The 14,827-nt window shown below is 68.4% G+C and carries 11 protein-coding genes; 8 read left to right on the top strand and 3 right to left on the bottom strand.

What is annotated here, in order from left to right; translation table 11 throughout:
* Positions 1-62: 62 nt before the first annotated feature.
* Together ASC94_RS09315 and ASC94_RS09310 are read left to right on the top strand one after the other, a co-directional pair.
* Positions 63-1,757, top strand: coding sequence for a methyl-accepting chemotaxis protein (locus tag ASC94_RS09315; protein WP_056393622.1), 1,695 nt, complete (start codon positions 63-65; stop codon positions 1,755-1,757).
* A gap of 116 nt (positions 1,758-1,873) precedes the next feature.
* Positions 1,874-3,973, top strand: a complete 2,100-nt coding sequence (locus ASC94_RS09310; RefSeq protein WP_056393620.1) for a tetratricopeptide repeat-containing diguanylate cyclase — start codon at positions 1,874-1,876, stop codon at positions 3,971-3,973.
* Positions 3,974-4,065: 92 nt separating this feature from the next.
* Here the strand turns inward: ASC94_RS09310 and ASC94_RS09305 are convergent, their stop codons facing one another.
* Complete coding sequence (locus ASC94_RS09305) at positions 4,066-4,377, bottom strand: hypothetical protein (RefSeq protein WP_056393618.1); 312 nt, start codon at positions 4,375-4,377, stop codon at positions 4,066-4,068.
* 111 nt (positions 4,378-4,488) lie between these two features.
* Between ASC94_RS09305 and ASC94_RS09300 the strand changes: the two genes are divergently transcribed.
* The 6 genes from ASC94_RS09300 to ASC94_RS09275 all read left to right on the top strand — a co-directional run bounded on the left by ASC94_RS09300 (position 4,489) and on the right by ASC94_RS09275 (position 12,402).
* Positions 4,489-6,717, top strand: coding sequence for a molybdopterin-dependent oxidoreductase (locus ASC94_RS09300; RefSeq protein ID WP_056393617.1), 2,229 nt, complete (start codon positions 4,489-4,491; stop codon positions 6,715-6,717).
* A 157-nt stretch (positions 6,718-6,874) separates the two neighbouring features.
* Positions 6,875-7,270 (top strand): GntR family transcriptional regulator, encoded by a 396-nt coding sequence (locus ASC94_RS09295; RefSeq protein ID WP_056393615.1) that lies wholly within the window; start codon positions 6,875-6,877, stop codon positions 7,268-7,270.
* Positions 7,263-8,090: an ABC transporter ATP-binding protein gene (locus tag ASC94_RS09290; RefSeq protein ID WP_056393613.1), complete on the top strand. Its 828-nt coding sequence runs from the start codon at positions 7,263-7,265 to the stop codon at positions 8,088-8,090. Before ASC94_RS09295 ends, ASC94_RS09290 begins: the two co-directional genes overlap by 8 nt.
* The gene (locus ASC94_RS09285; RefSeq protein ID WP_157201365.1) at positions 8,087-9,451 is read left to right on the top strand and encodes a hypothetical protein; all 1,365 of its coding nucleotides are present in this window, start codon (positions 8,087-8,089) and stop codon (positions 9,449-9,451) included. The genes ASC94_RS09290 and ASC94_RS09285 overlap by 4 nt, the downstream gene beginning before the upstream one ends.
* Positions 9,452-9,525: 74 nt before the next feature.
* On the top strand, positions 9,526-10,794 hold the full coding sequence (locus ASC94_RS09280) for a hypothetical protein (protein WP_157201364.1): 1,269 nt from the start codon (positions 9,526-9,528) through the stop codon (positions 10,792-10,794).
* A gap of 69 nt (positions 10,795-10,863) precedes the next feature.
* Positions 10,864-12,402: a cryptochrome/photolyase family protein gene (locus ASC94_RS09275; RefSeq protein WP_056393606.1), complete on the top strand. Its 1,539-nt coding sequence runs from the start codon at positions 10,864-10,866 to the stop codon at positions 12,400-12,402.
* 39 nt (positions 12,403-12,441) lie between these two features.
* Here the strand turns inward: ASC94_RS09275 and ASC94_RS09270 are convergent, their stop codons facing one another.
* Together ASC94_RS09270 and ASC94_RS09265 are read right to left on the bottom strand one after the other, a co-directional pair.
* The gene (locus tag ASC94_RS09270; RefSeq protein WP_056393604.1) at positions 12,442-13,161 is read right to left on the bottom strand and encodes a hypothetical protein; all 720 of its coding nucleotides are present in this window, start codon (positions 13,159-13,161) and stop codon (positions 12,442-12,444) included.
* A gap of 19 nt (positions 13,162-13,180) precedes the next feature.
* Complete coding sequence (locus ASC94_RS09265) at positions 13,181-14,815, bottom strand: hypothetical protein (RefSeq protein WP_157201363.1); 1,635 nt, start codon at positions 14,813-14,815, stop codon at positions 13,181-13,183.
* Positions 14,816-14,827: the final 12 nt, after the last annotated feature.

Here is a 14,827-nt window from a genome sequence, read left to right as displayed (position 1 = left end):
GGACAAGTTCCTTTCGCGCGGGCATGGCAGATACTCGGTTCATTCGCCCGAGGAGTTCTGCCATGACGCCCCATCTGTCAATCAAACAAGGTTTCATTTCCCTGCTGGCCGTCACCCTGCTGCTGGCCGCCATGACGCTGTGGGCCATGCTGCGGGTGAGCGAGCGCGAGGCCGCCGCCACCGAGGCCCACCAGGCCCGTTATCGTTCCTACATGCTGGCCGACGAGTTGCGCCAAAGCTCGGACGACCTGACGCGCCTGGCCCGCACCTACGTGGTCACCGGCGACGCGCGCTATGAACAGCAATACAACGACATCCTCGACATCCGCAACGGCAAGAAGCCGCGTCCCGAACACTACGAGCGCATCTACTGGGACTTCGTGGCCGGCGGCATGCCGGTGCCGCCGGCCAGCGGCCAGAGCGTGCCGCTGCAGGAGCTGATGAAGCAGGCCGGCTTCAGCGACAAGGAATTCGCCAGCCTGAAGGCGGCGCAGGACAATTCGGACGCGCTGGTGCGCACCGAAGTGGCCGCCATGAACGCGGTCAAGGGCCTGTTCGACGACGGCAGCGGCAAGTTCACGCGCAAGGGCGAGCCGGACCTGGACCAGGCCCGCAAGCTGATGCACGACCAGGCTTATCACCAGAACAAGGCGCGCATCATGCAGCCGGTCAACGAATTCCTGATCCAGCTCGACACCCGCACCGGCGCCGCCGTGCACGACGCCGAACAGGCCGTGCGCACCGCCTTCACCATCGCCGTGGTGCTGGTGCTGCTGTCGGTGGTGGTGCCGGTGGCCGGGCTGCGCTTTATCTACAGCCAGCTCAAGCGCGACCTCGGTACGGCCATCACCGCCGCCGAACGCATTGCCGCAGGCGACCTGAGCGCCGAGATCCCGCTGCGCCACCAGGACGAGATCGGCACGCTGATGCAGGCCATCGCCGCCATCAACAACAGCCTGGCGCGCATGATAGGCGAGATCCGCGGCAGCGCCGAGCAGATGACCACGGCCACCAACGAGATCGCCCTGGGCAATGCTGACCTGTCGGCGCGCACCGAATCGCAGGCCAGCTCGCTGGAAGAAACCGCCAGCTCGATGGAAACCCTGACCGCCACGGTGCAGCAGAACGCCAACAGCGCCAGCCAGGCCAACCGGCTGGCCGGCACCGCCTCCGAAGTGGCGGGCAAGGGCGGCGCGGTGGTGGCGCAGGTGGTCAGCACCATGGGCGCCATCAAGGAAAGCTCGGGCCGCATTGCCGACATCATCGGCACCATCGACGGCATTGCCTTCCAGACCAACATCCTGGCGCTGAACGCGGCGGTGGAAGCGGCGCGCGCCGGCGAGCAGGGCCGCGGCTTCGCCGTGGTGGCCTCGGAAGTGCGCAACCTGGCGCAGCGCAGCGCCGCCGCCTCGCGCGAAATCCGCGACCTGATCGGGGACTCCGTGAAACGGGTGGACGCCGGCAGCCGCCTGGTGGACGAGGCCGGCCAGACCATGGAGCAGATCGTGGACTCGGTGCGCCAGGTGGCCGCCATCCTGGGCGAAATCACCAGCGCCAGCCAGGAGCAAAGCACCGGCATTGCCGAAGTGAACCAGGCGGTCACGGACATGGACGCCATCACGCAGCAGAACGCGGCGCTGGTGGAGCAGGCGGCAGCGGCGGCGGAGAGCCTGCAAGAGCAGGCCCAGGCGCTGTCGCGCGCGGTCAGCATCTTCCATCTGCGGCAGGGTGGGCCGGCCGCATTGGCATTGCGATAACAAATCAGGCGAACTGTGCATTTTTGGCGAAAATCTGCCCGCAGGGGCCGATTTCTCGCCTGCAACAAGAATATAATTGTCCAGACATCTTACGGTGCATAAACAAGGACATCACGTTGGCTGGCTTCAAGGATAAGTCGATACTGCGCGGCATACGCTTGCTGGCGTCAACCTGCGTCCTTGCGCCCGTGCTGGCCTGGGGCCAGTCGCCCATGGACGCCAGCATCGCCGAGATCCGCGACCAGGTGCGCTACGTGCCCGACAAGGCCCTGGTGCAGCTGCAAAAGATGGAACCGGCCGCGCGCGCCGCGCCCGCCCCCACCAAGGCTGAATTCCTGGCCCAGCTCAGTTCGGCCTGGCGCTCGCTGGGCCAGCTGGAAACAGCGCTGCTGCTGTCGGAAGAGCTGATCGCCTTCGGCCGCGCCCAGAACAGCCAGGCCATCCTGGCCAAGGGCCTGCTCACCAAGGCGTACACCCTGTCGGCCATGGCCGAGCGCAAGGCGTCGCACCAGCTGGCCTTCGAGGCCGAACAACTGGCCAACGGCACCGCCGACCTGGCGCTGCGGGTGCAGGCCACCATCACCTCCGGCCAGTCCTACGCCGAACAGGGCAATTTCCCCGCCGCGCTGGGCAAGCTGCAGATCGCCGTCGACCTGGGCCGCCAGCTGGACGACCTGGTGCCACTGGCGCAGGCGCTCAACGCGCTGGCCCTGCTCTACACGCAGATGAAGGAATACGACAAGGGCTGGGGCGTGCTGGACGAGTCGGTGCGGGTGGCCGAAAAGCTCAACTCGCCGGGCCGGCTGGCCACCGCCAAGGGCACCGAGTACGGCCTGGCGATCGATTCGCACCAGCCCAAGCGCGCGCTGGCGGCGCTGCGGGCCGGCCTGGAAGTGGCGCGCAAGATGGGCGCCAAGACGCTGGTCGCCAACACCCTGGTCAACCTGTCGGACAGCTACCTGAAGGAGCAGGACTTTTCCAGCGCGCTGCGCTACGCCACCGAGGCGCTGGCGGCCTCGGCGGAAACGCGCGACGCCGCCACGCGCGCCACCGCGCTGGTCAATCTCGGCCAGGCGCACCTGGGGCTGGGCCACCTGGCCGAAGGCAAGAAGCACTTCGACGCCGGCCTGCTGTACTACGAAAAGACCGGCGACCAGCCCGAGCTGCAAGTGATCCTGAAGGAATACGGCCAGGCGCTCGAACGCGCCGGCGACCTGCGCGGCGCCGTGCAGGCCTACCACCGCGAGCGCACCATCTCGGAAGCGCTGTTCGAGCAGGAGCGGCAGAAGGCGGTCTACGACATGCAGGAAAAGTACGAGACCGAAAAGAAGCAGCGCCAGATCGAGCTGCTCAGCCGCGAGAACCAGGTCAAGAGCACCGAGCTGGACAACCGGCGCCTGCAGCAGCGCATCTGGTGGCTGCTGGCGGTGGTGTTCGCGCTGGCCTCGGCGATAGTCGGCCTGCTGTACCGCAAGGTGCGGCACGCCAACGCGCAGCTGGAAGTCAAGAACCTGGAACTGAAGGCGCAAAGCTCGCTCGACCCGCTGACCTCGCTCTACAACCGGCGCCACTTCCAGGAATTCATGCGCACCCACAACCAGGTGGACAATCGCGGCCCGGCCGGCGAAGACATCGTCGGCGCCCTGTTCCTGCTGGACGTGGACCACTTCAAGCATGTCAACGACACGCACGGCCACGCGGCCGGCGACGTGGTGCTCAAGATGATTGCCGCCACCCTGCGCGAAGCGCTGCGCGAGACCGACATGATCGTGCGCTGGGGCGGCGAAGAATTCCTTGCCTTCCTGCCGGCGATACCGCGCAGCGGCGTGGAAGAGATCGCGCGGCGCATCCTGGTGAGCATCTCGTCGCAGCAGATCGAATACCAGAACCACCGCTTCAACGTCAACGTGTCGGTGGGCTTCGCGCCCTTTCCGCTGGTGCCGGCGGAAACGCCGCTGCCGTGGGAGCGCGCGGTCAACCTGGTCGACATGGCGCTATACCTGGCCAAGGCGCACGGCCGCAACCGCGCCTACGGCGTGCGCGGCTTCGAGCGCTTCCACCAGACCTCGATGGAAGCCATCGAGCAAGACCTCGAACGGGCCTGGCGCGCCGGCTTCGTCGAGCTCAGCGTGGTGCTGGGCGGCGCCCCCGAAATCCCGCCCCCGCCGGGCGAGCACAGCAACGTCGTCCCCCTGAAACCCGCCATCAAACACTAACCGCGACGAAACGCCGAACCCCAAAATGGGGTCAGGGTTAATTTTCGAGGAAATCTTTCCTGGAAAATTAACCCTGACCCCATTTTCGGGGCTTATTTGTCGCGCGCTTCGCGAGCGGATTCCTGGATTTTTTCGCCGGCTTTTTCAATCTTGCGGCCGGCTTCCTCGGTGGCTTCGTTCAGCTTTTCGCTGGTCTTCCTGGCCGCTTCGCTGAGCTGCTGGTTGGTCTCGCGCGCGGCCTGCGTCAGCTCGGCGCCGGCTTGCTGCGTCACCTGGTCGAGCTTGCGGCCGGCCTGCTCGGCCGGGCCCACGGCCGGCGCCTCGGGCTGCTTTTGGCATCCGCTGAGACTGGCGACCACGATGGCCACTGCCAGCGCGGCGTAGAATAAGTTCCTTGGTTTCATGATTGTTCTCCTAACGAACCCAGCATACACCTGGGCAAGTAAAACACGATTGACATCAATGTAACAAATCCTGACAATAGCACGAGCGTTCACTTTTTTAAGGAAGCCGTCATGGACCAGCCAGCCGCACAGTCAGCCACCGTCGTCCGCCGTATCTGCCCCTTCTGCGAGGCCAGCTGCGGCCTGGAGTTGGAACTCAAGCAAGACCAAGTGCTGCGCGTGCGGGGCGACGAGGCGGACGTCTTCAGTGCCGGCTTCCTGTGCCCGAAAGCGGTGGGCCTGAAGGAGCTGCACGAGGACGGCGACCGCCTGCGCACACCGCTCATCAAGCGCAACGGCGTCTTTGTTCCGGCCAGCTGGGAAGAAGCCTATGCCGAAATCGAGCGCCGCCTGCTGCCCATCATCGAACGCGACGGCGCCCATGCCGTAGCCACTGTACTGGGCAACCCGGTGTCGCACAAAATGAGCTTGATGCTCTACTTCCCGAAACTGGCGAAAGCGTTGTCTACTCGCAACATGTATTCGGCGTCCAGCGTGGACCAGGTGCCGAAAATGCTGTCCTCGGGGCTGATGTACGGCAGCTGGCTATCGGTGCCGGTGCCGGACATCGAACGCAGCCAGTTCATGCTGATCTTGGGCGCCAATCCCATGGTGTCGAACGGCAGCCTGTGGACCGTGCCGGACTTCCGCGGCAAGGCCAAAGCGCTGCGCGCGCGCGGCGGGCGCATCGTGGTGGTGGACCCGCGCCGCACCGAGACCGCCGCCGCGGCCGACGAGCACCACTTCATCCGGCCCGGCGCCGATGTGTTCTTCCTGCTCGGCCTGGTGCACGCGCTGTTCGACGAGAACCTGGTCAAGCTGGGCCACCTGGCCGGCGACGTGGCCGGCCTGGATGCGCTGCAGTCCGCCGTGGGCGCCTACGCGCCGGAGGCGGTGGCGGCGCGCTGCGGCATCGGCGCGCCCGTCATGCGCGAACTGGCACGCACCCTGGCCACCACCGAGCGCGCGGCGGTGTACGGCCGCATCGGCACCTGCACCCAGCAGTACGGCACCCTGGCCTCGTGGCTGATCGACGTGGTCAACATCCTCACCGGCCACCTGGACCAGGAAGGCGGCATGATGTTTCCCAAGGCGCCCGCCTTCGCCGCCAACACGCGCGGCAAGCCGGGCACCGGACGCGGCGTGGTCAGCGGGCGCTACCGCAGCCGCGTGTCGGGCGCGCCGGAGGTGGCCGGCGAGCTGCCCATCACCTGCCTGGCCGAGGAGATCGACACGCCCGGCCCGGGCCAGGTGAAGGCCCTGATCGCCATCGCCGGCAACCCGGTGCTGTCGGCGCCCAACGGCCCGCGCCTGGCGGCCGCGCTGGAGCAGCTGGAATTCATGCTGAGCATGGACATCTACCTGAACGAGACCTCGCGCCACGCGGACGTGATCCTGCCCGGCGTGTCGCCGCTGGAGGACGCGCATTACGACGTGACCTTCACCCAGTTCTCGCACCGCAACCACGCGCGCTACAGCCCGCCGGTGCTGGCGCGCAGCGGCGGCCAGCCGGACGAATGGGAAACCCTGCTGCGCCTGGCCGCCATTGTCAAAGGCTTGGGCGCGCAAGCCGACATCGACGCGCTGGACGACGCGCTGCTGCGCGACGACCTGGAGAAGTCCGTCGGCCCGCTGGCGGACACGGTGCTGGCCATGCTGGCCCCGCAGCGCGGCGTGCAGCGCCTGCTGGACCTGGCTTTGCGCAGCGGCCCCTACGGCGACCAGTTCGGCCGCGCTCCGGGCGGCCTGAGCCTGGCGAAAATCCAGGCTGCGCCGTCCGGCATCGACCTCGGCCCAATGACGCAGCGCATCCCGGAAGCGCTGCGCACGCCGTCCGGGCAGATCGAGCTGGCGCCATCCATGCTGCTGGACGACCTGGCGCGCGTGGCGGCCGACCTGGCCTCGCCGGCGGCGGACCTGGTGATCATCGGCCGCCGCCAGCTGCGCTCGAACAACAGCTGGATGCACAACCTGCCGGTGCTGGCCAAGGGCGCCTACCGCTGCACGGCGCTGGTGCACCCGGACGACGCGGTCCGCCTGCAGCTGGTGGACGGCGGCCAGGCCACGGTGCGCAACGGCGCGCGCCAGATCGCGGTGCAGGTGGAGGTGAGCAGCGAGATGATGCCGGGCGTGGTGAGCCTGCCGCACGGCTGGGGCCACGACCTGCCCGGCACGCAGCTGGGCGTGGCGGCCGAACGGCCCGGCGTGAACCTGAACGTGCTGCTGGATGAGAACCTGCGCGATCCCCTGTCCGGCAACGCCGTGCTGTCCGGCGTGCCGATCACCATGGCGCCGCTGTGACTTGCAGACACGAGTGGAGAGCGTGAGGGCGCTGTCCAGCGGCACGCTGTCCGGCGCGTGCACCCCGCAGCCGCGCTGACCCCGCGCTCGTGCCGATCCAGCCTGGACCGGTTTTTTTCTTTGCGGAGTGTATTAATGTAGTGATACACTAATTCGCATGAACTTCGATATCGCCCCCACCTCCCCCGTCCCGATCTACCGCCAGATCGTGGAACAGGTGCGCCGGCTGGTGGCCAGCGGGCAGCTCAAGCCGGGCGGCGAACTGCCGTCGGTGCGGGCGGTGGCGCAGCACCACGCAATCAACCCCATGACCGTCAGCAAGGCCTACAGCATGCTGGAGGCGGAAGGCCTGCTGGCACGCCGGCGCGGCCTCGGCATGGTGATCGCCGACGCGCAGCCCGCCTCCACGCCGCAGGATAAGGCCGCCATGCTGCTGCCCGCGCTGCAGGCGGCGGTGCAGATGGCGCGCCAGCTCGGCATGCAGCCGGCCGACGCGCTCACCCTTTTCGAACAGTGCCTCAACGACCCCTCCGCAAAGGAAGACCATGACTGACTCCGTCATCCGCGCCAGCGGCCTCACGCTGCGCCGCAAGCAACGCGACGTGCTGCACGATATTTCCCTCGACATCCCCGCCGGCGCCGTGGTGGGCCTGGTGGGCCGCAACGGCGCCGGCAAGTCCACGCTGCTGCAATGCCTGGCGGGCCTGGTGTCGCCCGATGCGGGCAGCAGCGCGCTGCTGGGCTGCCCGTCGCTGGACCTGAGCGACGCGGTGCGCGAGCGCCTGGGCTACGTGGCGCAGACGCCGGACCTGTTCGGCTGGATGTCGGTGCTGGAGCACCTGCAGACCATAGGCCGCGCCTATCCGCGCTGGAACGAGGAACGCTGCCTGGCGCTGGCGCTGCGGCTGGACCTGCCGCTGTCCACCAACGTGAGCAAGCTGTCCGGCGGCGACCAGCAAAAGCTGGCCGTGGTGCTGGCCCTGGCGCACGACCCCGACGTGCTGCTGTTCGACGAACCGGTGTCCAGCCTGGACCCGCTCACCCGGCGCGAGTTCATGCGCGCCATTTTCAGCGGCGACCAGCAGCGCGAACGGACCATCCTGATCTCCAGCCACATCCTGAGCGACCTGGAACGCGTGGTGTCCCACGTGGCGTTCATCCGGGACGGCCGCCTGCAGGCCTTCGACAGCTGGGACGCCATGCTGGAGCACTACCGCCTGGCACCGCCAGGCAGCGCGCCGCCCGCAGAGGCCACCGTGTGGCGCGGCGCCGCCAGCGGCCGGGTGCTGATCGACAGCCGCCGCGCACCGCAACTGGCAGCCGCCGGACGCGCGCTGACGCTCGATGAACTGTTCATGGAACTGAACACATGAAAACCGCGTCCCTCCCCGTCGTGCCCCCGATGACCGCGACCGCCGCCAAAGTCATGCTGGCCTGCCTGGGCGTGTATTGGGTCAGCCTGCTGATGGTGTCGGGCAGCCCCGGCAAAGGCGCCGATACCGCCATCAAGGTCATGCTGGGCGCCGCCTGCGTGTTCCTGGTGCTGCTGGCCCACTACCACGCGCATGGGCTGCACGACGCGGTGCGCGTGCTCGGCGCGCAACGCGCGCCCGATGCGCTGTGGCGCGCCTGGCTGCGTGCCTGGCTGGCCACGGTCACACGCTACTGGGCGGCGGTCAGCGTCGGCGCCGCCGTGCAGCTGGCCATGCCCGCCTCCAGCACCTTCTGGCTGGCCGGACCGGCGCTGCTGTCGCTGCTGCTGTGCTTTGCGGCGCTGCGCGCCATGGCGCAAGCGGGCCTGGCGCCGCCCGTCTGGCGGCGCGCAGCCAAGCCGGCGGTATTCGCTGTCATCCTCGTGTTCGCGCTGGGCAAAGGCCCCGGCGCCTTCCTGGATTGGTTCGCCGCGCTGCCAGCCGCGCTGCTGCTGGCCTTCAGCCTGGCGTGGCCCGCGCTGGCCTGGAGTGCATGGCGGCGCCACGGCGCCAGGCCGCCTGCCTACGGCGCGGCGGCACCGGTGCGCAAGCGCGTCAACCGCGCCACCGCTTTCATGCAGCGCTACACGGTGCTGCAATGGCAGCCGCAGGCGCAAGTGGAGGACACGCCGCAAGTGCCCAGCCTGGTGCACAAACTGGCGATGCTGATGAACGGCGAGATCCTGTTCTACGTCATCCTGCTGCAAACGCTCACGGTACACTGGAACAGCTCGGCCACGCCGCTGCGCGCCCTCGGCCTGCTCTTCATCTGCGTGCTGACCGCCGGCAAGCTGGCCGTGCGCGACCTGCACTGGCGCGGCCTGCTGCTGCCCGGCGGCTTGCAGCGCAAGCGCATCGGCACGCACATCCTGCTGTCCACGCTGACGTTCCAGATGGCCGCCATGCTGCTGGTCGCCGTCGTCTACCTGGCGGCGCGGATCGGCCTCGGCACCGCGCCGGCCGAGGCGCTGGCCAGCGTGCTCAATGTCGCCATCCTGCCGCTGGAACTGGTGTTTGCCACCAGCGCCGCCGTGCTGCTGCGCACGCTGCCGCCACTCGCGCTGGCACTGCTGGTAGGCGCCGCCGTGGCGGCCGGCATCGGCGCGCTGTACGCCGGCTACGACACCCTGCGCTGGAGCATTGGTCCCGGCTACGCGCTGTTCCTGGCGGCTGGCACGGCCGCCTGCACCTGGCTGGCCAACCGCCGCTGGACGCCCGAAAAACTGCTGCGCAACATGCGCCCCCAAGGAGTATTCGCTTGACGCCGTCCATCTCAAAACGACCCGCCATGCACCTGCTTGGCCTGACTGGCCTTGTTGGCCTGACCGTGCTTTTCATGTTGATCGCCACCCAGACGGATCAGCATGGACGCCGTGTCGGCACCATGCTGCTGGCCACCTTCGCCAGTGTGGGCATGTTCCTGCATGCCGCAGGCAGGGCGGGCAACCTGGTCAAGGCGCGCAAGACGCTGGAAAACCTGCGCGCGCCGGCGGCCGCTTGGACGCCCTTCCTGCGCGGCTGCCTGCGCGACACATCCCTGACCTGGCTGGTGCTGGCTGCAGCGCTGATGGTGCAACTGGCACTGCGTCCTGCGCCGAAGCCGAACTGGCTGGGCGCGGCGGCACTGGTGTCGCTCGCAGCCTGCATGGGCATGCTGTATGCGCTGTGCCAGTCGGACCTGCTGCCGCGCCTGCGCAAGGTCTGCCACCCGGCTGCGGCTTTCGCGGCCGCCCTGCTGCTGGTACTGGGCGGCCCGCTCATGCTGGACACGGCATTTACGGAGCTGCCCGGCGCGGGGCCGGTGCTGCCTCTGGCGCTGGCCGCGCTTTGCTGGCCGGCGCTGGCGGGAGGCTTGCTGCTGCATTGGCGCGGGCAACCCACGCTGGCAGCCCCCGGCAACGAGGATGCCAACGCGCGCATGCTCAGCTGGCTGGCAAGAATGCGGCGTTATTCGCTGCTGAAGCGCGGCGTGGCGATAGCGGGCGACCGCAAACTCGACTGGCACAGCCTGGCCGGCGGCGCCTCGTTCACCTCCGTCCTCCGCATGATGAACAGCACCGGCACCGGCGACGCGCTGACAGTCAATCACCTGCTGGGCATGGCCGCGCTGGTCTACCAGGCCTACCACCTGCTCGCGGTGCGCGACCTGCACTGGCGCAGCTTCCTGGCGCCGGGCGGCATGCGGCAGCGCGACATTGCGATGAGTATTTTCACCAGCACGCTGCACGTCGCCGGACCGGTGGTGTTGTGTATGTTCGCGCTGCTGCCCGTGATGGACATACTGCTGGGCTTCAGTTCGTCCGACGCCGCCATGCACGCGGCCTGGCGCCACAGCATTATCCTGGCCGAGATTCCGCTGGTGATTGCCGCAGCTGTGGTCATCAAGGGCATGCCGCAGCCATACGCTGGATGGTTTGCCGCAGCGGCGTGGATGGCCGCCTTCGCGTGGGCAGTCTTTACCGGCGCAGCCGAGCAGCCGCTGGGCGGCATGAAGGCGGACTTCGCCTATCTGCTGCTTCTGGCTGCCGTGACGGCACTGCTGCTACTCGGGGCGGGCCGCCTGTGGACGCCCCGCACCATGCTGGTCTATTTGAAGCTGCGCTGACCCGGGTTTGAACCGCCGCCGCGCAGGCGGCGGCTGGACGCGGCGGGGCCGCGCGCCTACAGTCCGGGTATGCACCAGACCTCCACCCTGCGCCTCATCCTGGGCGACCAGCTCAACCCGGAACACAGCTGGTTCCGGCACCGGCACGACGACGTCGTCTACGTGATGATGGAGGTGCGGCAGGAAACCGACTACGTGCTGCACCACGCGCAAAAGATCATTGCCATTTTCGCCGGCATGCGCGAGCTGGCGCGCCACTTGCGCGCGCAGGGCCACCGCGTCCACTATCTGAAGATCGGCGACGCCGCCAACCGCCAGTCGCTGCCGGCCAACCTGGACGACGCCATCGAGCAGTTCGGTGCGGGTGAATTCGAATACCAGATGCCGGATGAGTGGCGCCTGGACGAGCAGCTGGCGCGCTATGCGCGCAACCTGCCCATCCCCAGCCGCATGGTGGACAGCGAGCATTTCTATAGCCGGCATGACGAGGCGGAACAGCTGTTCGAAGGCCGCAAGCAATGGCTCATGGAGCACTTTTACCGTGCCATGCGGGCCAGGCACGGCGTGCTGATGGATGCGGCGGGCAAGCCCGAAGGCGGCAAGTGGAACTACGACCACGACAACCGCAAGGCCTGGCCCGGCAAGCCTGCGGAGCCGATGGACGCCCGCCCCTGCCATGACCACTCGGCGCTGTGGCGCGAGATTGAGGCGTCCGGGGCGCGCAGCTTCGGCGAGCCGAACGCCGCGCAATTCAGGTGGCCGCTGAACCGGCAGGAAGCCTTGCTGCAGCTGGACGGCTTTGTGGCGCATGCGCTGCCGCACTTCGGCGAATTCCAGGATGCGATGAGCAGCCGCGCGTGGCGGCTGTTCCATTCGCTGCTGTCGTTTGCGCTCAACACCAAGATGCTCAATCCGCGCGAAGTGGTGGGCGCGGTTGAGCAGGCGTGGCGCGACGGGCGGGTGCCGCTGGCGTCGGCCGAGGGGTATATCCGGCAGGTGCTGGGCTGGCGCGAATATGTGCGCGGCGTGTACTGGAGCCGCATGCCGGCCTATGCGCAGAACAATGTGTTCGGACACAAGCTCCCCTTGCCGCAATGGTTCTGGGACGGTCGCACCGGCATGCGCTGCCTGGCCGGGGCCATCGGCGACTCTTTGCAGCACGCGCATGCGCACCATATCCACCGGCTGATGGTGATCGGGAATTTCGCCTTGCTGGCGGGGCTGGATCCGCAGCAGGTGCACGAGTGGTATCTGGGCGTGTATATCGATGCGTTCGAGTGGGTGGAAATGCCGAACACGCTGGGCATGAGCCAGTTCGCCGACGGCGGGCTGCTGGCCACCAAGCCTTACGTGTCCAGCGCCGCCTACATCGACCGCATGAGCGATTACTGCAAGGGCTGCCGGTATGACAGGAAGGCGCGTATCGGCGATACGGCCTGCCCGTTCAACGCGCTGTACTGGGATTTTTTTGCCCGCAATGAGGCCAGGCTGGCCAGCAATCCCCGCATCGGCATGGTGTATCCGCAGCTGCGCAAGATGGAGCCGGCTGCCCTGCAAGCGCTGCGCGCGCAGGCGGCGGCTGTGCGCGGCAGGCTGGACGAACTGTGACGACGGCGGCGCCTGCTGCTGCGGCCAGCGGCGGCGGCGCTAGCGCTGTGCCAGCGCGGGGACGCTGGACTGGGCCACCTGGAACATGGCGGTGCGGCGCGCCACTTCGCGGCCGTCCAGCAGCAGCACGCTTTGCACCGTGTACTGGCCCTGCTCCATGCCGCGCGGGATCTTGTAGACACCCACCGCGCGGTAATGGCCCGCACCGTCAATGCGCTCCACCCGCGCGATCTGCGGTTTGTCGGACGCCTTCTCGCCGTTGGCCTTGAGCAGCGTCATGCTCTGCACCACTTCCGGCACCCGCTGCGACTGGCCGTACAGCTTGATATTGCCGACCACCTGCACCGGCTCGCCGCCGGCGCGCGCCACGCTGGCGGTGGAATACACCTCGTACTGCTTGAGCCGGATTTCGTTGGCAGGCACGGCCAGCCCTTCGCGCCGCGCTTCGTTGTTGACGGTCTGCGCGTTGGCGACCTTCTCGGAATAGGTGGTCCAGCCGATAGCGGCCCCCATGGCCGCGCCGATGGCCGCACCCTGCGCGCACTTCTTGCCGGCCATGGCGGCCAGCGCGCAGCCAGCTACGGCACCGATGGCCGCGCCCGCGGCGGCGTTCTGCGCGGCGCTGCCGTCGCTGCTGCTGCCTTCGTTGCGCGGGCCGTAGCGGCCGCCGTTGTCGGGTGCGGCGCAGCCGGCAAGCAGCGCGGCGCTCAGGGTAAGGCTGGTGCAAAGGCTGAAGCCAAGGCTGCTTGTGCGTTTCAAGACGCCCTCCATTTCCTGTCTATTGGCACCGGTCATTAATCCAGTCCGCGCCGCTGGCGACACAGCGCAGCATGTCGCGGTTCAGGCGCTCGGCCCGTTGCTTCAACCCCAGGCATTCGCGGTTGCCCACGTCTATCATCGTTGCACAAATCTCAGCCTTGTCCATGGCGCCTTTGTAGTTGCCCTGGTTGAACTCGCGTTCGGCGTCGGCCAGGATCTTGCGGGCCTGCTGCGCGGTTTGCGCGGTTTGCGGGACGGTGCTGATGACGGGGGACGCTGCGCGCGGCGGCTGGCTGGCGATGGCGGGCGGAAGAGTGGCAGGCGCGGCGGCCTGGGGCGCCTTCTGTTCCAGCATCGTCGCTTCCAGCAAGCGCGACAGCGATTCGCGCAGCGTGCGGATGCGCTCTTCCAGCTCGGGGCGCTTGAAGCGCTCGGCGGCCACCAGCTTGGCTTCCAGGCAGGCGCGGTCGGACCGCTGCAGGCAGGCGTCGGCATCGTCCAGCAGGCGTTCTGCCTTCTTGCCGTCGATGCGCTTGTCCAGCTCGCGCGTTTCGTCGTCGGCGCCCCACTTTTTGGTGAAGGCGGATAGCCGGCTGTCGGCGGTATCCAGCGCGCCGCCGGGCGGAGCCTTCTCCAGCGCGCTGTCCAGCGCCGGCTTCAGGTCGGACCAGGCTTTCGCGCGCTGGCGCTTCTTTTCGCAGGCGGGGGCCGCGCCGCTGATGGCTTCATTCACGCGCCGGATTTGCGCGGCCGGGGCCTTGTCGCTGCGCAGCGTGGCCAGTTCGGCGCGCGCGTCCTCAAGTTTGCATTCGGCGGCGTACTTCTCGGCCTGGCCGACGCGCGCGGCGATGCGTTCTTCCTTGTTGGCGGGCTTGGCGAGATACCAGATCAAGGCCAGGATCATGGCCACCAGCAGCCAGGTGCCCAGCCCGATCGGCTCGCGCAGCGGCGGCCCGCCTTGCGGGCGCGCGCCGCCGGCAGGGGGCGCCTTGCCCGCTGGACCACTCGCACTTGCGGCGGCGCCTGCCGGCCCGCCCTGCCGGGCGCCGGCAGCACCGGCAACTCCGCCGGCCCCGCCAGTACCAGCACCACTAGCACCACCAGCGGCGCCGGCAGCGCCTTTAGCGCCTGCAGCAGCAGCGGCCGCAGCGCCGGTTGCACCGGCAGCTCCGCCGGAGCCGCCGCCGGCGGGGGGCATGCCGCGCGCCCTGTTGAGGCGCGCCTGCAGCGCGGCGATTTCGTCGGGCGTCAGCGCCGGCGCATTGTCGTCCGGTGCGGAGTCCAGTTCCACGTCGGGCGGCACATGCTGGCCGGCCTTGGCGTAGGCGCTCTCCGCTTCTCGCGCGTCGGCAGCCCTGGCTCCCGCCTGCATGCCTACGTTGGCGGGCCGTGGCACGCGGGTCGGCGGCGCCGTGGGCGGCATGGACGCGGAGGGCTTGGCCGCCTCCGGCCTGGCCTGCGCAGCAGCAGCGCCGACGCCAGTGGCACCGCCCGCCGTACCCGCACCGGCAGAAGCCGTGGCGGGGCCGGCCGGCCGCGCCGCAGCCGGCCCGGCGCCTGCCTGGCGAGTGCCGCAGAACGGGCAGAACTTCACCTGGCGCGGAAAGCCCTTGCCACAGTCATTATTGATGCATCGGTACGTCACTACGTCCACTACTCAGCCTTC

It is taken from the genome of Massilia sp. Root418, assembly GCF_001425265.1.
Taxonomy (GTDB): Bacteria; Pseudomonadota; Gammaproteobacteria; order Burkholderiales; family Burkholderiaceae_D; genus Rugamonas.
This window is presented reverse-complemented; position numbering and strand designations above follow the sequence as displayed.

Coding starts and splice junctions, on each gene's coding strand:
- ASC94_RS09315 (WP_056393622.1), top strand. CDS start 63: ATGACGCCCCATCTGTCAATCAAACAAGGTTTCATTTCCCTGCTGGCC.
- ASC94_RS09305 (WP_056393618.1), bottom strand. CDS start 4,377: ATGAAACCAAGGAACTTATTCTACGCCGCGCTGGCAGTGGCCATCGTG.
- ASC94_RS09300 (WP_056393617.1), top strand. CDS start 4,489: ATGGACCAGCCAGCCGCACAGTCAGCCACCGTCGTCCGCCGTATCTGC.
- ASC94_RS09295 (WP_056393615.1), top strand. CDS start 6,875: ATGAACTTCGATATCGCCCCCACCTCCCCCGTCCCGATCTACCGCCAG.
- ASC94_RS09290 (WP_056393613.1), top strand. CDS start 7,263: ATGACTGACTCCGTCATCCGCGCCAGCGGCCTCACGCTGCGCCGCAAG.
- ASC94_RS09285 (WP_157201365.1), top strand. CDS start 8,087: ATGAAAACCGCGTCCCTCCCCGTCGTGCCCCCGATGACCGCGACCGCC.
- ASC94_RS09280 (WP_157201364.1), top strand. CDS start 9,526: ATGTTGATCGCCACCCAGACGGATCAGCATGGACGCCGTGTCGGCACC.
- ASC94_RS09275 (WP_056393606.1), top strand. CDS start 10,864: ATGCACCAGACCTCCACCCTGCGCCTCATCCTGGGCGACCAGCTCAAC.